The sequence below is a fragment of the Pseudovibrio sp. FO-BEG1 genome (genome assembly GCF_000236645.1).
Taxonomy (GTDB): Bacteria; Pseudomonadota; Alphaproteobacteria; order Rhizobiales; family Stappiaceae; genus Pseudovibrio.
The window spans coordinates 825,265-843,029 of record NC_016642.1; the positions used below are offsets into that span (position 1 = coordinate 825,265).

The following is a 17,765-nucleotide window of genomic DNA, read 5'->3' on the forward strand; positions in this document are numbered from 1 at the left end:
ATGCTGGGATTTGAAAGAACTGGTGAAGAGAGACTTGTACCTGCGGGCAGACATTAAAATAAAAGTGAGAGTTACTTGCCTTCTTTGGGTATCTCACCTAGTAAAGCCTCGTTCTTTTGCGAGTAAGGCTGCCAGATGTCTGAGAAACAACCCATTATCGTTATCGACCGTGAAACCGGCAAAGAGTTTGAAGAAACGGTACTGGGAGAAAAGTGGATTCGCTGGGCCTATCAGGATTCCAGCTCCAGCCTGATTGAAAAATTGCTGTTCCGCTCTGCAGCCCTCAGCAAGGCGATGGGCTGGTATTACGACAGCTCGCTCTCAACCGGCAAAATCCAAAGCGCCATTGATGAGCTCAACATTGACACAGCCGAGTTTGCAGACCCGCAGGCAAGCTTTGCGTCTTTCAACGAGTTCTTTATCCGTCACCTGAAAGAGGATGCCCGCCCGTATGACAGCGATGCCAACAGCATCGTCAGTCCGGCAGATGGGCGCGTTCTGGTGTTCCCAAAGCTAGATGAAGACACCTTCGTTCCAGTCAAAGGCCACCCATTCTCCATCCGCAAAATGCTGCCAGGCATCTCAGAGCGCTACATCGGCGGCGCACTGGCAATCGTGCGTTTGTGTCCTGCAGACTATCACCGCTACCACTTCCCGTGCTCTGGTGAGATCGTAGATGCGAAAGATCTGCAAGGGGCCTATCACTCCGTAAACCCAATCGCATTGGGCGCCGGTCCGGATGTGTTCGGTGAGAACAAGCGCAGCTACACCCTTATTGAGACAGAAGCCGCAGGTACCATGTGCTACGTGGAAGTCGGTGCGTTTGGTGTCGGCAGTATCGTAAACACCAAAACCTCTGGCCACGTCGAAAAAATGGACGAGAAGGGCTACTTCAAGTTCGGCGGCTCAACTGTCGTTGTCGTGTTTGAGCCGGGTACTGTGAACTTCAGTGAAGATCTCGTCGCCAACAGCGCGGCAGGCAAGGAAACGCTGGTCAAAGTAGGTCAGCCCTTCGCAACGATTGCCTGAGAAAATCTCCAGATCGCCTAGCATAAGTTGTATTTATCCCGGGTAACTCTTCGTCCAGACTGTCGGCTTCGCTAACAGACTGGACGGGACCATGCCATCATCACTTATCACTCAGGAGCATATCGATACCTATCAGCGCGAAGGTGTCGTTCTGATCAAGGGCCTCTTCAAGGATCACATCGATCTGATCCGGGCTGGTATCGAGCGAAATATGACTGAGCCGGGTGAGTATGCAGCGGAAAACCTGAAAGAAGGCGAGGGCGGTCGCTTCTTCGATGACTATTGCAACTGGCAGCGCATTCCTGAGTTTGTGGAGGTAGTGAACAACTCACCAGCAGCAGAAGTCGCCGCCGACCTGATGCAATCCCAAACAGTCCAGATGTTCCACGACCACGTGCTTGTAAAAGAGCCGGGGACTTCTAAAGCCACACCATGGCATCAGGATGGCCCCTACTACTTCGTGGAGGGGCAGCAGACCGTCAGCTTCTGGTCCCCAATGGATCCGGTCACCGACGCCACCTTGCGCAGCGTTGCAGGCTCTCATCTCTGGGAAAAGCCTGTCTTGCCAATCCGTTGGCTCTCAGAAGAAAACTTCTACGGTGACAGCGATGAGTACATGCCAATCCCGGACCCGGATGCAGAAGGCATGCCGATCCGTGAATGGGAGATGGAACCGGGTGATGCTGTTGCGTTCAACTACTACACACTGCATGGAGCCCGCGGAAACACCACAGACAAGCGCCGCCGTGCGTTCTCGCTGCGCCTGTTAGGCGACGACGCACGCTACATCGAACGTCCGGGCCGGACATCTCCACCATTCCCGGGCCATGACATGAAGCCGGGTCAGATCCTGCGTGAGGACTGGTTCCCAATCATCTACAAGCGCTAACCGTTGAATGTGGGAGTGCAGTCAGAGAACCGCACTCCCCAAGCTTTAGCTCTTACCAGCATTCAGAGCATCAGGCTTGAACTCTAAGACCCAGCAGGTCTTCAGATGACCTTTCCTGAAGATGTTTTTGGTTTCGCTGTGATACTGAACTTCGCGTAACTCCAGAAAATCAGGCAGCTCTTCCTGAGCATCTCTGTCTTTTGCCAGCAACTCACCCCACTGACGGGCCAGCTTGCTTGGCTTCTCGACAACTTCCTTACCCAAGCTGGTCTCACCCGTTGGTTTCAGGATCAACTTCCCCCGATTTTCTGGCAGCAGCAAGGCCCGCAGGGAACCAGTTAAACCTGGGAACTCATCATGAGGCTGCTGAACTGTTGCTTCAGTTTCCGGATCTTCAACAGCGATGGTTGTTGCGGTTGGCTTGGCTGGCTCAGGGTCTGTCTTCTGCTTAACTGAGATCAGATATTCACTCTTCTTGCCACCCTCAGGTCGTGTAACAGAAACATCAAACAGAGCTGCCCATGGCTGTTCTGAAACCCATTTCTGGATTTTGCTCAGACTACCACCAGATTTCCCAATCCGTGCATGCACTTCATCGCGTACGTGCTCCATCAGCTTGTCCAAAGCAAAGTGGGCTTTGCCAAAGCTCATCAGCAAGCCATTGCCTTTAGTGCTCAGGAACGTATCCAACCGCTCTCTCATTTCAGTGAGCTTGCCGGTTTGCTCAGTCTGACTAGCCTTCAACTCGTTCATGTTAATGGTCAACGCAGCCAGGTTCTTAGCAGCTGCTTGCGGCAAACCTCTCATTCTGCTGATCTCAGAGAGGGTATGAGAGGCAGGCTTGTACTCAACCACCCATGCAGGCTCCAGCATGTCGTTCTCGATCAGGAAACCCTCGATCTTGTGATAACGAACCTGCTTCAGAACGAAGTAATCCGGCAGCATCTTGGAGATGTCGTCGCCCCGCTGTTGGGCCGCAACCAGAGTGCTGCCCCACGCCAAAGCCAGATCACTTGGCTTCTCAACGATCTCCAGATCATCAACGCCCTCTTCGCCTGTTGGCGTCAGCTTCAATGCCTCCATCATCTCCTTTGAGCGCAAACCGTTCAGAACCAGTTGAGGCTTGTCGCGCAAGGCGCTCTTGGTCAAACCTTCCTGCGGCCCGACATCAGTGTTGTCATAAAACGTGCTGTTGCCGACTGTTCTCGCAGCAGGGTCATGACGCAGATTTGTGCCGATGTCGTAGTAGCCACCATCTTTGCGGATAGAGACCGAAATCAGGGAGGACCATGGCTGTTTGGCAATCCATGCCTCTGCTTTCCTGACGCTGTTGTGCTTGGCCAGATGCTGCTCTGTCAGATGAGAAGCCACCTCCTGCAAGCTGGCCAGAGCGTACTGGGCACGGCCATTTTCATGCGACAGGCTTGCTGTGCTGGCAAAAATCGCATCGCCAAAGCTCATTGCTGCAAGTGCATCATTACTGGCGTTTAACGCCTGCGCCATTTGCTCAGAAGTCGCGAGCCGGAAGGCAATGGCTTCCTTCTCCATCTTATCCAGATACTGAATATCCTGCTCGGTCACAGCATTTGAGCGCGCACTTTGCACTGCCTCGATCACGCCTTTGCTGAACGCGTTCTGACGGATCAGTGCATTTGCATCACCAACGACATCTTTGTTCAGAGCCTTCAGGTTCTGGCTCAGGAAAACCAGCAGCTCTTTGTGATTGCTGGATAAATCCTCAGGAGCTGCCAGTGCCGCGATTTTCAGGAAGGCAAGAAACCGCGGATCATGAGCAGCGTCTTCAAAGATCTGTTTGGCCAAGGCGCGGGCGTCATTGTCCAATCCACTTCTGAACTGCATCCGCAAAAACGTGTCTGCTTTGTCCTGCTCCATACCCAGCAAACCGCGAATACGGCGCTGCCAGGCCGCAGCCTCAGGCCCTTCATGGGCAGTGCCAGTCGGATCATTGATGAAAGCTGTTTTCTTCTCCTGATAGGCGTTGAACTGCGCTTCCAGTTCCGGGCTCACAGCCAGATCCAGCTCCTGCATAGCCAGCATGGCCGGATGCGGCTTTACTTCCAGCGGTTCACTGCGCGGTTGTGGAGCAAATGGCTGCTCGGCGGCTTTCTGCTGTGGCGGAGTGCTGACCTGTGATGGTCCAGCGACAGCGGAAGCACCGCTGCTCTCTGGCTGCGGAGCTTCAACAATCACATACTCGCTCAAGTCCGGATCAGAGGTCATCTGATCAAGCGTTCTGGCATGTGTTGCGAGCGGGGATTCTGACTTGGTTGGAATGGGTTTGGCACCCGCCTGAGCTGACGCTGTGCCATGCCCCATCAGTTTTTCCTGAGGCAACCGATACCCTTCATACCGCGCCTTTTTTTGTGCGCGCGACATGCCATCCGTTGGATGAGTGGGTTCTCCCTCTGGTTTATGGTGTTTGTGATAGGCAAGCGGACGCAACTGCGGGTCTCTTACACCCGCCTTCGCCGGACGGCTGTGCTTTGTGGATGTGCCATTCAGCTCATCCAGTTGATCCAGCAGGCGATGCACATTCTTCGGCTCGGCATGGCCCAGCTTGTGCCCTTTATGAGAGCTGGTTGTTTTCTTAGGTGTTGCCCCTTGTTGATCCGGATTGATCTGAGGCTGTGAAACTTTTGAATGAATAGGAGAACGGCCCATGGGACACCTCATAAACTTCAGGTGCTGGCCTCCAGTTGATCAGGAATGCCAGTGCACCAAAACCAAAACAGTAAATTCCATTGAGTTTTCAGAATGATCACGACCCGAGGATCACCATGTCCGATCCAAACTTTGGAAGCGGAACATGAATCTCGTCGATCACATCGTCTTCGGCAGATGGCTGCGCACGCTCCAGCTGTGCATTTGCATCCAGCAGCAAATCAAACGCTGTGCGCATAAGCTCAACACCGCCATGAACGGACACTTCAGTCCAGTGAGAAACACGCTGGCCGGTAATCGAAGCGATAATGTGCGGCTGGGTAAAGGCGTTGCCGTTATTCTTCAAAAGCATCAGCGCCTGCTCAGCAGAAAGGTCCACTTTGCGCAAGCCGCTCGTCAGCGCCATCATGATGAAGTCCGCATGATGTTGGCATAAAATCAGATGGCTGCGTTCATCAACGCAGAAGAAATAGGCACCATTACACGGCTCTGGCAGGTCCAGATCAAAACTGGATGAAAACGCCTGAACCAACTCGTCAAAAGCAGTCGTCTCAGTCATGGCATACTCCTCACCATGAGTAGAAGAGATCTTGGAATGAAGATCTCAATGTAGACGAGAGTGACACTTCTACAGATGCTCTACTGTGCTGATCGGAACAGTTACTTTCAGAAAATATAGAAAAGAGCTTCAGTGTGAAAATGAGAAGCAAAATCTAGGTTAAATTACTTATTTTCACCTATCGCTCTCGCGGGAACGGTGTATGCTGACAAGCCTAGACTCAGTAAGTCCCGCCAGTTTTACTCAGCCATTTCAGCATCGATGATTTCGTTCAAGCATATGTATTTGAAGGCCTTACCGCTCTTTCTCACCGGTAGCGCCGCTTTGTTCACCAACTGGACAGACACCTACGTCTCCAGCTTCTTCGGTGCTCCCGCCGTCGCCGCAGTGGGTATCTGTGGCATGATGTTTTTTGTGCTGTTCTCATTTTCAAACGGCTTCTCGATTGCCATCCAGTCTTTCACTGCAGGCTTTCTGACCAGTCGAAAAAACAACGAAGTGTTGGATGCGTTCGTTGTCTGTCTGGTGTTGGGAGTGAGCCTGGCGCTCATTTTGACAACAGCTTCGATCTATTTCCTTGAAGACATCCTCATGTTCATGAACCCGGATGCAGAGGTCCGCACAGCCGCGAGGCAGTATCTGGAGTATCTCCTGTATGCGACACCGTTCTACTACGTGTGCAGCTCAGCCCGTGGCCTGCTTATTTCGGTGGGCAAAGCATGGGTTGTCTCCTACATCGGCATAGGCACGCAGGTGGTCAACGCAGTCGCGACTGTCGTGCTGGCATTCGGTTGGGCTGGAGCTCCGAACCTTGGCGTATCTGGCATTGGTTTCGGCACGTTCGTCGCATTTGCGCTAGCCTCAGTGTTTTATGTGCTGGCGGCTCTGCAAGCGATCACTCGCCAGAAACTAAGGGTTGGGGTGCTGTCTTTCCCTTTGATTATGCAGATCGTTGGCAAAGCATTCCTGTCTGCCTCTCAAAGCACGATCTATGCTCTGGGGATCTTCACAAGCTATTGGATCGTCGGGCATCTGAGTGTGCTGGCTCTGGCCGTTTATCAGGTGATCACACAGGCAACTCTCATCCCGATTTACGCAGCCAATGCCTTGGGAAGTGTTGCGATCAGTCAGGTCGGCCAAGCCGTCGGCGCTAAAGACCAGTCCGGAGCGCAACAGGTCGGCATGAAAATGATCTCCGGCGCTGCCTATCCGATCGTGATCTATGCCTTGCTCGTCATATTGATTTCAGAGGACCTCCTGATCCTCTTGCTGGGAGAAGCTTTGGATGAGCCGCAACTCATCATGGTTTTCACTTTCTCCTGCTTAATCCTGCCGCTCAACATCGCAGGGGCCGTGGCAAACTATGTCCTTCAAGGTGCTCAGCTGTTTGGTCGTGTCTGGACAGTTTCCGCCGTCACACAATGGCTCGTGTTCCTGCCGCTTGCCTATGTCTTTGGTGTCTTGATGAACTACAGTCTGGCAGGCGTCATCTTCGCCGACTTTATCTACCGCAGCAGCTTGTTTTTTGTTCAGTACAGCTTCTGGAAAGGCTATTCAGAGCCTGCACTCGCTAATCCCTGAAACATAACAAAACCGCAGGCTCACACTGACGCCTGCGGTTCTTTAGAAGAGGGAGGTGAGGTAAAGCCATGCGTTATGCTGGTGCCATCTCGGCCTCTGGTTTGTGCAGGCTCACAACAATCGCAACTGCAATACCGTTCGCCCAGTAATAGGCAGCATCCAATCCGGTAAAGCCGAAGAGGAAAGGTGCGAACAGGAAGAGCGCACCAACCGCACCATCAACGGCCAGATGGAAGCTGTAAGGCAGAACACGGAGCACACCGAACTGGTGATCCGTTAGCAACGTTAAAATCAACGCAGCAGCGCCAGTTCCAACGGAGAGCCAAAGCGCAAACGGATTGGTAGCACCGAGCCCCAGAATGAAGGGCAGTCCGATCAGGGCAAATGCGACGGGGTAATCCAGATAAGCATGGATACTTTTTGTGACGAAACGGAGGGACATGACTGAGTTCCTTTTTGACTGTGTCGGTCTTTCGTTTTGGGCACAGTCAGATTAGGAGGAGCCCCCGTTTGGCTCAATTTCAGGTCGTTCAAAGGAATATGCAGATCGTTCAGAATATAGCGATGACAAGTACAATTGAGCGGAATATGGTCAATGAATAGCGCGATACGCCGCTGGTGTTAACCCTACCTCTTTCTTGAAGACCCGGGTAAAGGCAGATTCAGAGGCATATCCTGCAAGTGCGGCCACTTCTGAAACGCTCATGTTATCATCCACCAAGCCTTGCTGCGCAATCTGCATTCGCCAGCTGGTCAGATACTGCATCGGCGTCAGCCCCATCTTGCTGGAAAACTGCGTCGCAAACCCTGTTCTGGAAAGGCCGGCTTCTCGCGCAAGCCCCTCCACACTCCACTCACGCGCAGGTGATTTATGGAAGGCAGCCAAAGCCCTGCTGATCTGCGGATCAGCAAAACCTGCAAGGCCAATGTGCTTCTCACCTTCTTGCTCAATGAAGCTGCGCAGAGCCTGAGCAAACAAAACTTCCGTCATCTTCAACGCGATGAGATCACCACCCATCCGCGTTCCATTGGTCTCATCTCCAATCAAACGCAGTGTAGCTTCCATCCAGCGTCCGGCAGCTTCTCCATAATTGGAAATGTGGATGTAATCCGGCAACTGATCAAAGATCAGATGACGTGCATTCCTGGCAAGTGAGATATGGCCGCAGATCAGCTGCGTTTCCCGCTCATCTTGCTCTCCACCATAAACCAGAACACCTTCGCCGCTGTATCCGGAAAGCTCCAGCACGCGATCCAGTGGCAGGATGACTTCCTCTTCAGAGCTACCGCAATAGATATCATGTGCAGCACCGTGAGGAATAATCAGTAAGTCGCCCTGAGCCAGCAGAACCTTCTTGCCAGTTTCCTTCACACGCACCATGCAATCACCGCGATGCGCAAAATGAAAGCGCGCGACATTCTCATAGGAAGGCACAGCAACACCCCATGGCACCGTAAAGGAGGTGCGGAAGTAGAGTGTGCCTTTCACATCAAGGCGGGTGAGGATGTCACTGAGCGTATCAAGCATACCCTCACTATGAGCGCACTAAGCTCATTCGTCCATAAGCCTGAACGATCTGAGAGATAATATGAACGCTACGGCCTAAACCGTATCAATAAAGATCGCGCGAAAGTCGTTTACATTCGTCAGAGTAGGGCCAGTAATGATGCTGTCACCAATAGCTTCAAAGAACCCATGTCCATCATTGTTGGCAAGGGAAAGTCTCGGATTGATCTCCTTTCCCCATGCACGCTCTAGGGTGGTTGGATCACAATACGCTCCCGCGATCTCCTCAATCCCGTCCACACCATCCGTGTCTCCGGCAAGCGCATAGACGCCTTTTTGCCCATCCAGCGCAACAGCCAATGACAGCAGAAACTCCACATTCCGCCCACCTCGGCCTTTGCCCTTGATCGTAACCGTTGTCTCACCACCAGAAAGCAACAGGCATGGTGCTTTGAATGGTTGTCCGCGAGCAGCGACCTGCTTGGCAATGCCCGCCATCACCACACCCACATCAGAGGCTTCACCTTCAATGCTGTCACCCAGTATGTAAGTCGGAACTCCTTGCTGTTCAGAGAGAGCAGCTGCTGCCTCCAACGCAATCTGAGGCGTTGCGATCATGTGTGTTTCAACATTGACAAGGCGTGGATCGTTCGCATCTGGTGTTTCTCCAGCACCCGTTTCAAGGATTTCCAGCGCCCGAGCTGGCAGCTTGATCTTATAGCGCTCCACAATCGCCAGAGCATCCGCACAAGTCGTCGGATCTATCACCGTTGGCCCCGATGCAATATTGATTGGATCATCGCCGGGAACATCAGAGATCAGCAGGTTGATCACCTTAGCCGGATGACACGCCGCAGCCAGACGCCCCCCTTTGATCTGGGAAAGATGCCGACGCACGCAGTTCATCTCGCTGATAGTCGCTCCACACCGTAAAAGCTCTTTGTTGATGGACTGCTTGTCCTCAAGCGAAAGCCCGTCAAACGGCAGCGGCAGCAAGGAAGAACCACCACCTGAAATGAGACAAAGAACGGTGTCGTCAGCTGAAAGGTCAGAGACAAGCGCCAGCATACGCTTTGCGCCGTTCAGTCCAGCTTGATCAGGCACCGGATGTGCTGCTTCGATGATCTCGATGGACCGGCAGGGAACGTTGTAACCGTAGCGCGTTATCACAAGCCCGCTGAGGTCTCCGCCCCAGTTGTCTTCCACTGCACGAGCCATGGCTGCGGAGGCTTTACCTGCGCCAATAACAATGAGACGACCTTTGGGGTGAGCCGGCAAGAAATTAGGGATGCATTTTTCCGGTTGCGCCGATTCAATGGCTGCATAAAACAGATCACTCAGAAAACGCTTAGGATCAGCCACCATCGCTGCCCCCCCCGATTGCTACCGAAAAGTTTCGGTTATCTTTTTGAATTTCTTTGTATTTTCTAGCTTTAACCTGATGTGATTTCCAGCAAAAAACAACGGGCTCCGCTCTCAACTGAGAAACCGGAACCCGCCATTTTTCGAAACTCGGTCGAAACCTGAAAAACTACAGCGAGTTATCTCAGCAGGAAGCCGTTACCAACAGGGTCATCATTTTCCCGCCAGAAGGTCGCTTCTCCGCTGTAATGCGCTTTACCAGCCACCTGAGCAACGATGGCATCATGTGGGCCGCACTTGGTGTCTGCGTAATAGGTGCCTTCAAAGCTGGTTGCTATCAGGCTTTCAAACCGTCGGGTTTGGCCTTTGCTGATCAGGCCCTTTGCAGCTTGTGCAGCCAAACGTGCAGTCACACCGGAACCTGTCGGGCTACGATCCACCTGACTGTCCGCAAACACACAAATGTTGGCAGTCGGATCCGCGCTGTAGGCGTCATTTCCATCAGTCAGAATGGTGCCATAGAGGAATGCAAGGTCGGCATCATCAGGGTGCTGAAGAGTAACAGCTGCACGGATCGCGTCGCTCACCGCATTCGCCGCATCAACAAGGTCTCTTGTTCGTGATTTCTGAACATCCAGCCCAAATGCGGAAGCCGGTGCCAACCCGTAAAACGCGCCGCCGTAAGAGACATCAACAGTCAGCTCGCCCAACCCTTTCACATCTACGGTTACATCCCGTGAGTGCAGGAAGGCCGGAACCGAATGGAAGGACACAGCGCCCGTCACGCCATTCTCAACTTCCACGGACGCGACCACCAGACCGCATGGGCATTCAATTCGTACTTCGGTGACAGGAGACTTCGCCTCAACCAGCCCATGATCGATCGCATAACGACCCAGAGCGATCACTGCATGGCCACACATGGTGCTGTAGCCTTCGTTGTGCATGAACAGCACGCCGAAGTGAGCGTCCGGATGGGAAGCTTCAACAAGGATCGCGCCATACATGTCAAAATGACCGCGAGGCTCAAACATCAGAAAATGCCGAAGATGATCCAGATTGTCTCGGGTAAATCTGCGCTTCGCCAGAATGCTCTCGCCGGGGATCTCTGGGTAGCCGCCAGTCACAATACGAAGTGGCTCACCACCAGTATGCATGTCGACAACACTTATTTTCTGTTGCTTATCCATGTTCTCCCCCGCAACTAGTCGGAATGCCTTATTTCCGAACTGATTTTCTTTGAATAGAGCTCCTGCTGCGCACTCCGTTTGATTGGCTGCAACCAGACAACAAGAATGCGCTCAGGGTAAAAGTTGAGCACCTTCATAGCCTGCGTGGGGGACACGCTCAATACACTGTGAAATATTACTGCTCAAGTGATTTGGAGTTTTTCTTAAGATGTTGGTGGCTCTGGGTGTTTATGGCGGCTTGTTTGCATTCTCTTTTCTGGCTGCAACGCTCGCTCCCGGCTCTTCAGAAGCTGCCCTCAGTGGCCTATTGCTGGCCGGAGGATGGGATCCGGTCATCCTGATTGCCTCCGCATCCCTGGGCAATGTGGCAGGTTCTGCCTTCAACTGGTACTGTGGTCGCTTTCTGTCACACTACAAAGAGCGTTCCTGGTTCCCGGTCAAAGAGCATCAGTACAAGAAGGCAGTGCGCTGGTTTAAGCGCTACGGTCAGGCCTCAATGCTGCTCGCATGGGTGCCGATTATTGGTGACCCACTCACCGTCATTGCTGGCACGCTACGCATGAAATTTATGAATTTTCTGGTGCTGGTCGCGATCGGCAAAACCGCCAGATATCTGTTTGTGTATTATGCAGTCACGGCTTGGCAGGGATAAACTGTTGATCCCGCTCGATATGCAATAATCACTTTTGATTAGAGTGAATCACGGAACTCTATGGTTTCTATAGATAAAATTGATATTATGTGTGCAATGCAATTTTCCATTACTTAGCGGAAATATCGACAATTCAAAGGGGGGATGGTAGAGAAAAACGATCTTTACTCGAACCCATATTTTGGTAATGCCTTCGTCCACGTCTAACGTCTCTATCGCCTATCGAAAACTGAAGCAGGCTATTCTTGAGAACCGGCTCGGCCCCGGCACTCAGGTGCTTGAACAGGAAGCTGCTACCCAGTTGGAAATGAGCCGCACCCCGGTGCGGGAGGCCATGCTGATGTTGCAGAAGGATGGGCTCGTCGAAATGCGCCCCCGTCAGGGCATGCGCGTTCTTCCAATCACGGTTGGCGATATTTCGGAGATCTATGAGATCCTTGAGGTTGTTGAAGGCCTCGCGATCCGAAAACTCGCCGAAAAGCCGATCAATGAAAAAGAGGCACGCGCTCTGGAAGACTCTGTCACCCTGATGGATCTTTCATTGGAACGCGGCGACCTGAGCGTCTGGGCAGCAGCGGACAAGAAGTTCCACGAAGACATCGTCAAGTTCAGTGGCAATGTGCATTTGGAGACGGTTTTTCTTCAGCTATGGGATCGCTCCCAGCGTGCACGAAACATGCTCCTGAAGGCACATGGCGCGCCTGTAAACTCGGCTCAGGAGCATTGGGAACTGCTGAAGTTCATCAAAGAGGGAAAAGCAGCTGAGGCTGTCGAGTTTCAGAAAAGCCTGCGTGCGGAAGCAGCAGAGCAAATCTGCAAAATGATCTTTGATGTTATGGGCGGAATGGTACCCTCATAAAAAAGCGGAGCCAAAGCCCCGCTTCTCTACAAAATCTGATCTGAACTTAATCAGCCTGCCATAGGTGGCCCGGCTTGCCGGTGACATAACCGTTCGCCAGAGCTCCTGGCAGTGGCAGTCCCTGCAAACGTGCCTCTGCTTCAGCGCTTTCAATCTTGCCATCAACCAGATCACGATAGATCTCAATCACCGCAAGCATGTCAATGTCCTGAGGCGACAGACGCAAACGACCAATGCCTTTGGTCAGTAGTTCATCACGGTTCATCGTGATCGCCTGCACGCTGTGAGACAAAGTTTGAATACCGTTTGCTGCAAGGAACTTTTGGTCATCCAGAGTTGTCACGTCCATGCCATCCGGATCACGATCACAGATGAACTGGCAGTTATCTTTATGCAGCTTGTGCGCACGCGCATGATAGCAGCGGCCAGAAACAGCCAGCGGCAGACGGCCAAACGCAAACAGCTCAATCGTCAGATCCGGTAGGGCCTGTGCAATCGCCTCAACGGACTTCATCGGCAACTCAACAGGCGGGCAGAATGTCTCCATGCCCAGGTTCATCAGAACCTTCGCAGTCTGTTCGTTGTAGATGTTGAGGAACGGACCACCCACAAACGGCTGACCGGAACGCTTGTGCACACCAGCAATGTCGTTTGCTTCGACCAGTTCACCATCTTCAGAAAGCGCGCTGATAGACTTGCGGTCACGAACAGTCACGGGCAGAGCGATGGTCGAGAACACGACCGTTTTGCCTGCATTGGCAAGGCGCTCATAAATCTCTGGCCACACCTTGTCGTTAAACGGCATGCGCTTACCGCAAATCACTTCGCCGATGTAAACGCGCTCAACAGGAGCTTCATCCGCAATGCGGGCGTAAAAATCGACGAGCTTTTCGTTGGACCAGTTGAAGAAGTTAGGACCTAAGGAAAGTTCAATCTTGCTCATGTTCTGTCCTTATCTCCAGATCTTCTTATAAGCGCCGGTGGTTTCGCGTCCACCTTCAGTCATCGCGCTCAACATGGCGGATACTTCTTCTTCTGCATTGCCACCTGCATCCATGGCGTCGACTGCCGCACGGAAGGCCTTCACCACTTGAGAGATGTAGGCTTTACCGCGTTGGCGGCCTTCGATTTTACATGCGGTCACACCGGCTTTCTGAAGGCGTGGCAACAAGCTTGCTGCGTTCAGGCTGACAGGATCTTCAAACAAGTAAGAGGTCTCGCCCTCCGCCTTGAAACGCCCCTTACAAAGAGTTGGGTAGCCAGCTGTCTCGCCTTCACCAAAGCCATCAATGGTAAAGCCGCCCAGGCGCGCATAAAGATTGCTTCCATCTTCATCATAGGAAACATCGCCAGGAGGAGAACACACGCCGGTTAGGTTTGGAGACTTACCGGTCGCGTAAGAAGAAAGCGCACAGCGCCCTTCTGTCATCACGCAGAGGCCACCAAAAACGAAGACCTCAGTTTCAACTGTGATCTCCTTGTTGAGTTTGACGATCTCCTCAACGGACATTACGCGCGGAAGAACCACACGCTGAACACCAAAGGTATCCTGATAAAAGCTGATGGACTCAGGCGTTGCAGCAGCCGCCTGAACGGAGAGGTGCAAACGCAGGTCCGGGTGCTTTTCTTTAGCGTAGTCAAGCACGGCAATGTCTGCCGCGATGATCGCATCAGCGCCAGAAGCAGCAACAGCATCTACGGCGCGTTTCCAGATATGCGTATCGCCTGCACGGGCAAACGTGTTCACAGCCACAAGAACATGCGAGCCATGCTTGTGAGCAAGACGGACACCGGCATTCAGCTCTTTTTCAGAGAAGTTCAGGCCGGGGAAGTTACGTGCGTTGGTTTCGTTGCGCAGACCGCAGTAAATGCTGTGTGCGCCCGCTTCTGCGGCGGCTTTAAGAGCAGCTGGTGTACCGGCTGGGCAAACAAGCTCCAGCGACGGATTATTATCGTTGCGCTGTCCAAGCATAAAACACCTTCCAGAAAATAACAGAGTGAACCACTTGGTTCGCGCAGGGCGCTCCCACCCTGCAGCGGCAATCAGGAAGTGGCAGTTGGTGCGTCGAGTAGTCGGCGCAGATGATCTAATGTCTTGTTGGTTGCCCCATCCACGACCTCGCGCGGACGACCATTGAAGCCCAGGAACTCAGCAGGTGAGAGATCGGCTTCTTCCATGGTGTTGCGAAGCGCAAGCACAGCATCCGTATCGCCCTCAATCACCAGATCGCGGGTGAAAAACACAGCATCACCATCATAGGTGCCATCAACCAGCCCAAGCAGAACGATGAGCGGTCCGGAGATGCGTGCAGCACCTTCAGGTGCATCTTTCCGTTTGAACATCTCAACAGTTGCGTGCTCTCCGTTTGGAATAAGGCGGAACACGTGCGGGATATCAATCGGATCAATGATGAAATGCGAGCGTTTGTAGGTATCCAGACGCTCAAAGAGATCTGGACGTGTGCGGGCAAGCCGGCGCACTGCCTTGGTCAGAGCAAAGCCAAGCGGAGGAACCGGCAAGATGCCGAGAGCTTTTTGCAGGGCAGGAGGAAACAGGCCTCGGTCCGGTTTAAAGAACATACTTTAATCTCCACTGATCAGTATCCTCTCCTATTAATCCTAGCGGCACTCATCATTGATGGAGGTCAAGGAACTGAAAGGCTGCTGCCTTCAAATCTGTGTTAACCCGGTGGACAGATCCTAAGTTGGCCGCGGTAATCTGGTAGCGACCCTTTGATCTGGTAATGGAATGTATTGGCGTACAGAAAAGAAGTTCGAGACACTCTCCAGCTTTCTCAATGTGTTAGAAGCACAGCAGGAGCTTGTAAAAGTAAAGGCTCCGGTCTCGGCTCAGTTCGAAGCCACTGAAATCCATCGTCAGGTGATTGAGCAGGGCGGTCCGGTTCTTCAGTTCGACAATGCACTCACATGTTCAGGAACGCAGAGCAGCATGCCGCTGCTCACCAACGTATTCGGTACGCGTGAACGCGTCGCTCTTGGCCTTGGCTGCGCGCCCGATGAGCTGCCTGCCTTGGGAGAGTTGCTGGCCTACCTGCGCTCACCACAACCGCCAAAAGGTCTGAAAGGCTTCATCGACGCCTTGCCTGTCGCAAAAGCAGCATGGGCCGCCAGACCGAAACGCCTAAGAACCTCTCCGTTGATTGATATGCCGGTTGATCTGGAGCAGCTGCCGGTCCAGATGTGCTGGCCAAATGATGCTGGGCCATTGATCACGTGGGGCATCGTCATCACCCGACCTCCGGGAAAAGATGATCCTTCTCAATACAATCTCGGTATTTACCGCGCTCAGGTTATTGGCAAGGACAAAGCCATTTTGCGCTGGCTTGCCATGCGTGGCGGAGCAGCACATCACCGCCTCTGGCAGGCGCGTGGTGAGCGTATGCCTGTCGCTGTTGTCATAGGCGCTGATCCAGCCACAATCCTGTCTGCCGTGATCCCAACACCGTCAGACGTCAGTGAGTTGATGATCTCTGGAGTGTTATCTGGCGGCAGACCGGAGCTGATCCCATGCAAGCACGTAGACCTGCACGTGCCAGCATCCTCGGAGATCGTTCTGGAAGGCTTCGCTGAGCCAACCGAAACAGCCGAAGAAGGCCCATTTGGCGACCATACCGGCTATTACAACGACCCTGATCAGTTCCCAGTATTCAAAGTATCGGGTATCCGTGCCCGCAAGGACCCAGTTTACATGAGCACCTTCACCGGCAGAGCGCCCGACGAACCAGCTGTTCTTTCTGAAACCATGAATGATGTCTTTCTGCCGCTTCTCAAGCAGCAAATTCCGGAGGTCGTCGATCTGTGGTTGCCACCCGAGGCTTGCTCCTATCGGATTGCAGTTCTCAAAATCAAGAAGAGCTACCCGGGTCAGGCACGCCGCGTCATGATGGGCATGTGGTCTCTGCTGCCTCAGTTCACCATGACAAAGCTGATCATCACGGTTGATGAAGACATTGATTGCAGAAGCTGGAGCGATGTGATGTGGGCCGTCGCCACGCGCATGGATCCATCTCGTGACCTTGTCGTTCTGGATCGCACCCCAGTTGATACGCTGGACTTCGCATCCGGTATGGAAGGGCTGGGCGGAAAGCTTGGCATCGACGCGACGACCAAGATCGGTTCTGAAACACGCACCGACTGGCCGGAAGTCATGCGCATGCCAGAAGAGCTGACCAAGAAGGTTGAAGACCGCTGGGATGAACTGTTCCCCGGTGGTCTGCCGAAAAAACAGAACAAAGATCAGCCAAACGATGCTATCTCTCCAGCTGAGAAATCAGGTTCTTCTGAGGGAAGTGAGTAATCTGCATGGCCAAGCGCATCATTGTTGGAGTTTCCGGAGCATCTGGAGCTCAACTTGCTCTGAAGACATTGGAAATCCTGCAGGTATTGGGCGTTGAAACACACCTCGTGCATTCCAAAGGTGCGGTGGCCTCTGTCCAGCATGAGCTTGGCGATGATGGTATTGAGCAGTTACGCGCGTTGGCTTCTGTCACATACGCGCCCGATAAGATGACTGCCGCAATTGCCAGTGGATCATTCCACACCGATGGCATGATCATCACGCCTTGTTCTATGCGTACATTGTCAGGCGTGGCCTACTCATTTTCTGACAACTTGCTGACCCGGGCAGCAGACGTGGTTCTGAAAGAACGCCGCAAGCTGGTTCTCGTGCCTCGTGAGACGCCGCTGCATGAAGGTCATCTGGAAGCGATGCTCAAGGTGACTCGGATGGGTGGAATTATCACGCCACCAGTGCCTCCATTTTATGCAGATATGCAAAACAAAGAGGATATGCTCAAAGAAATTGCTGCCCGTGGAATTAATACACTAGGAATTGACCCGGGTGTGAACATGACTAAGTGGCAATAGACTTATCCTCGGTTACTTTATTGTAATCTTATGAAAATTCACCGCCCACTTTGCGGCTTAAGTTTACAGCTGACAGCTACCTTCACTTCAGGATTGAATAGGTAATTTCTATTCAATTTTAATAGAAAAATACTAAAGGTGAAGATAATGTCCCTGTGTTTCAAGCGCCCCCTCTGGTTTGGCCTCTTTGTGTTTTCGGCTCTTTTCCTAGTGTTAGCACTGGGTCAAAAAGCGAACGCAACCTCCATCACTCTGGATACAACTGATACCGAGCTTTGCGAAGTTCAGGTCACTATCGGACCGGAAGCTCCAAACGGACCCATCCATAGATTCACTGATATCGATACCGATGATCGCTATACCTTCCAGACGAACAAACTCTGCAATCGTCGTTCTGTAGGTGGTGAAGCATGTACAGGTGACTACACCGAGTGGGCATGCTGTGAAGCAAAAGATGGTGAGGACATCACCTGCAGAGTGCCTTAAAACAGGTCTCCCAGCTCAACTGCACAAAAAACGACCTTCTCTAAGTCGGCACAATTTGCCAACATAGTTCCTGCGACGAGTA

General features: G+C 52.7%; 17 protein-coding genes. 8 read left to right on the forward strand and 9 right to left on the reverse strand.

Translation table 11 applies throughout. From position 1 onward, the window contains the following. Positions 1-135: 135 nt before the first annotated feature. Positions 136-1,029: an archaetidylserine decarboxylase gene (asd, locus tag PSE_RS03885; RefSeq protein ID WP_014283658.1), complete on the forward strand. Its 894-nt coding sequence runs from the start codon at positions 136-138 to the stop codon at positions 1,027-1,029. Between the two features lie 91 nt (positions 1,030-1,120). Next, a complete protein-coding gene (locus tag PSE_RS03890) occupies positions 1,121-1,918 on the forward strand; it encodes a phytanoyl-CoA dioxygenase family protein (RefSeq protein ID WP_014283659.1) in 798 nt (265 codons plus the stop codon). A 45-nt stretch (positions 1,919-1,963) separates the two neighbouring features. On the opposite strand, the gene PSE_RS03895 is transcribed toward PSE_RS03890, so the two are convergent. Together PSE_RS03895 and PSE_RS03900 are read right to left on the reverse strand one after the other, a co-directional pair. Beyond that, the gene (locus PSE_RS03895; protein WP_014283660.1) at positions 1,964-4,600 is read right to left on the reverse strand and encodes a hypothetical protein; all 2,637 of its coding nucleotides are present in this window, start codon (positions 4,598-4,600) and stop codon (positions 1,964-1,966) included. A gap of 97 nt (positions 4,601-4,697) precedes the next feature. Next, positions 4,698-5,159 carry a hypothetical protein gene (locus tag PSE_RS03900; protein ID WP_014283661.1) on the reverse strand — a complete coding sequence of 154 codons (462 nt, stop codon included), beginning with the start codon at positions 5,157-5,159 and terminating at the stop codon, positions 4,698-4,700. A 261-nt stretch (positions 5,160-5,420) separates the two neighbouring features. Between PSE_RS03900 and PSE_RS03905 the strand changes: the two genes are divergently transcribed. Continuing rightward, on the forward strand, positions 5,421-6,740 hold the full coding sequence (locus PSE_RS03905; RefSeq protein ID WP_014283662.1) for an MATE family efflux transporter: 1,320 nt from the start codon (positions 5,421-5,423) through the stop codon (positions 6,738-6,740). Between the two features lie 73 nt (positions 6,741-6,813). On the opposite strand, the gene PSE_RS03910 is transcribed toward PSE_RS03905, so the two are convergent. The 4 genes from PSE_RS03910 to PSE_RS03925 form a co-directional block, all read right to left on the reverse strand. Then, positions 6,814-7,182, reverse strand: coding sequence for a hypothetical protein (locus tag PSE_RS03910; RefSeq protein WP_014283663.1), 369 nt, complete (start codon positions 7,180-7,182; stop codon positions 6,814-6,816). A 150-nt stretch (positions 7,183-7,332) separates the two neighbouring features. Beyond that, complete coding sequence (locus tag PSE_RS03915; protein ID WP_014283664.1) at positions 7,333-8,268, reverse strand: AraC family transcriptional regulator; 936 nt, start codon at positions 8,266-8,268, stop codon at positions 7,333-7,335. A gap of 75 nt (positions 8,269-8,343) precedes the next feature. Beyond that, the gene (locus tag PSE_RS03920; RefSeq protein ID WP_014283665.1) at positions 8,344-9,612 is read right to left on the reverse strand and encodes a glycerate kinase; all 1,269 of its coding nucleotides are present in this window, start codon (positions 9,610-9,612) and stop codon (positions 8,344-8,346) included. A gap of 176 nt (positions 9,613-9,788) precedes the next feature. Beyond that, a complete protein-coding gene (locus PSE_RS03925) occupies positions 9,789-10,799 on the reverse strand; it encodes a proline racemase family protein (RefSeq protein WP_014283666.1) in 1,011 nt (336 codons plus the stop codon). A gap of 208 nt (positions 10,800-11,007) precedes the next feature. On the opposite strand from PSE_RS03925, the gene PSE_RS03930 reads away from it, so the two are divergent. Together PSE_RS03930 and PSE_RS03935 are read left to right on the forward strand one after the other, a co-directional pair. After that, complete coding sequence (locus PSE_RS03930; RefSeq protein WP_014283668.1) at positions 11,008-11,451, forward strand: YqaA family protein; 444 nt, start codon at positions 11,008-11,010, stop codon at positions 11,449-11,451. 187 nt (positions 11,452-11,638) lie between these two features. Continuing rightward, positions 11,639-12,310, forward strand: coding sequence for a GntR family transcriptional regulator (locus tag PSE_RS03935; protein ID WP_008548542.1), 672 nt, complete (start codon positions 11,639-11,641; stop codon positions 12,308-12,310). A gap of 46 nt (positions 12,311-12,356) precedes the next feature. Here the strand turns inward: PSE_RS03935 and PSE_RS03940 are convergent, their stop codons facing one another. The 3 genes from PSE_RS03940 to PSE_RS03950 all read right to left on the reverse strand — a co-directional run bounded on the left by PSE_RS03940 (position 12,357) and on the right by PSE_RS03950 (position 14,890). Next, a complete protein-coding gene (locus tag PSE_RS03940) occupies positions 12,357-13,253 on the reverse strand; it encodes a U32 family peptidase (protein ID WP_014283669.1) in 897 nt (298 codons plus the stop codon). Positions 13,254-13,262: 9 nt separating this feature from the next. Next, positions 13,263-14,282: a peptidase U32 family protein gene (locus PSE_RS03945; protein WP_008548238.1), complete on the reverse strand. Its 1,020-nt coding sequence runs from the start codon at positions 14,280-14,282 to the stop codon at positions 13,263-13,265. Between the two features lie 71 nt (positions 14,283-14,353). Continuing rightward, positions 14,354-14,890, reverse strand: a complete 537-nt coding sequence (locus tag PSE_RS03950) for an SCP2 domain-containing protein (RefSeq protein ID WP_014283670.1) — start codon at positions 14,888-14,890, stop codon at positions 14,354-14,356. A gap of 169 nt (positions 14,891-15,059) precedes the next feature. On the opposite strand from PSE_RS03950, the gene PSE_RS03955 reads away from it, so the two are divergent. The 3 genes from PSE_RS03955 (at position 15,060) to PSE_RS03965 (ending at position 17,683) form a co-directional block, all read left to right on the forward strand. Further along, complete coding sequence (locus PSE_RS03955) at positions 15,060-16,628, forward strand: UbiD family decarboxylase (protein ID WP_014283671.1); 1,569 nt, start codon at positions 15,060-15,062, stop codon at positions 16,626-16,628. A 5-nt stretch (positions 16,629-16,633) separates the two neighbouring features. Further along, positions 16,634-17,197 (forward strand): UbiX family flavin prenyltransferase, encoded by a 564-nt coding sequence (locus PSE_RS03960; RefSeq protein WP_014283672.1) that lies wholly within the window; start codon positions 16,634-16,636, stop codon positions 17,195-17,197. Positions 17,198-17,344: 147 nt separating this feature from the next. Next, positions 17,345-17,683, forward strand: coding sequence for a hypothetical protein (locus tag PSE_RS03965; protein WP_041767932.1), 339 nt, complete (start codon positions 17,345-17,347; stop codon positions 17,681-17,683). Positions 17,684-17,765 lie beyond the last annotated feature (82 nt).

Excerpts from the sequence above, each read along its gene's own strand:
- asd (WP_014283658.1), top strand. The coding sequence starts at position 136 with ATGTCTGAGAAACAACCCATTATCGTTATCGACCGTGAAACCGGCAAA.
- PSE_RS03890 (WP_014283659.1), top strand. The coding sequence starts at position 1,121 with ATGCCATCATCACTTATCACTCAGGAGCATATCGATACCTATCAGCGC.
- PSE_RS03895 (WP_014283660.1), bottom strand. The coding sequence starts at position 4,600 with ATGGGCCGTTCTCCTATTCATTCAAAAGTTTCACAGCCTCAGATCAAT.
- PSE_RS03900 (WP_014283661.1), bottom strand. The coding sequence starts at position 5,159 with ATGACTGAGACGACTGCTTTTGACGAGTTGGTTCAGGCGTTTTCATCC.
- PSE_RS03905 (WP_014283662.1), top strand. The coding sequence starts at position 5,421 with ATGATTTCGTTCAAGCATATGTATTTGAAGGCCTTACCGCTCTTTCTC.
- PSE_RS03910 (WP_014283663.1), bottom strand. The coding sequence starts at position 7,182 with ATGTCCCTCCGTTTCGTCACAAAAAGTATCCATGCTTATCTGGATTAC.
- PSE_RS03915 (WP_014283664.1), bottom strand. The coding sequence starts at position 8,268 with ATGCTTGATACGCTCAGTGACATCCTCACCCGCCTTGATGTGAAAGGC.
- PSE_RS03920 (WP_014283665.1), bottom strand. The coding sequence starts at position 9,612 with ATGGTGGCTGATCCTAAGCGTTTTCTGAGTGATCTGTTTTATGCAGCC.
- PSE_RS03925 (WP_014283666.1), bottom strand. The coding sequence starts at position 10,799 with ATGGATAAGCAACAGAAAATAAGTGTTGTCGACATGCATACTGGTGGT.
- PSE_RS03930 (WP_014283668.1), top strand. The coding sequence starts at position 11,008 with ATGTTGGTGGCTCTGGGTGTTTATGGCGGCTTGTTTGCATTCTCTTTT.
- PSE_RS03935 (WP_008548542.1), top strand. The coding sequence starts at position 11,639 with ATGCCTTCGTCCACGTCTAACGTCTCTATCGCCTATCGAAAACTGAAG.
- PSE_RS03940 (WP_014283669.1), bottom strand. The coding sequence starts at position 13,253 with ATGAGCAAGATTGAACTTTCCTTAGGTCCTAACTTCTTCAACTGGTCC.
- PSE_RS03945 (WP_008548238.1), bottom strand. The coding sequence starts at position 14,282 with ATGCTTGGACAGCGCAACGATAATAATCCGTCGCTGGAGCTTGTTTGC.
- PSE_RS03950 (WP_014283670.1), bottom strand. The coding sequence starts at position 14,890 with ATGTTCTTTAAACCGGACCGAGGCCTGTTTCCTCCTGCCCTGCAAAAA.
- PSE_RS03955 (WP_014283671.1), top strand. The coding sequence starts at position 15,060 with ATGTATTGGCGTACAGAAAAGAAGTTCGAGACACTCTCCAGCTTTCTC.
- PSE_RS03960 (WP_014283672.1), top strand. The coding sequence starts at position 16,634 with ATGGCCAAGCGCATCATTGTTGGAGTTTCCGGAGCATCTGGAGCTCAA.
- PSE_RS03965 (WP_041767932.1), top strand. The coding sequence starts at position 17,345 with ATGTCCCTGTGTTTCAAGCGCCCCCTCTGGTTTGGCCTCTTTGTGTTT.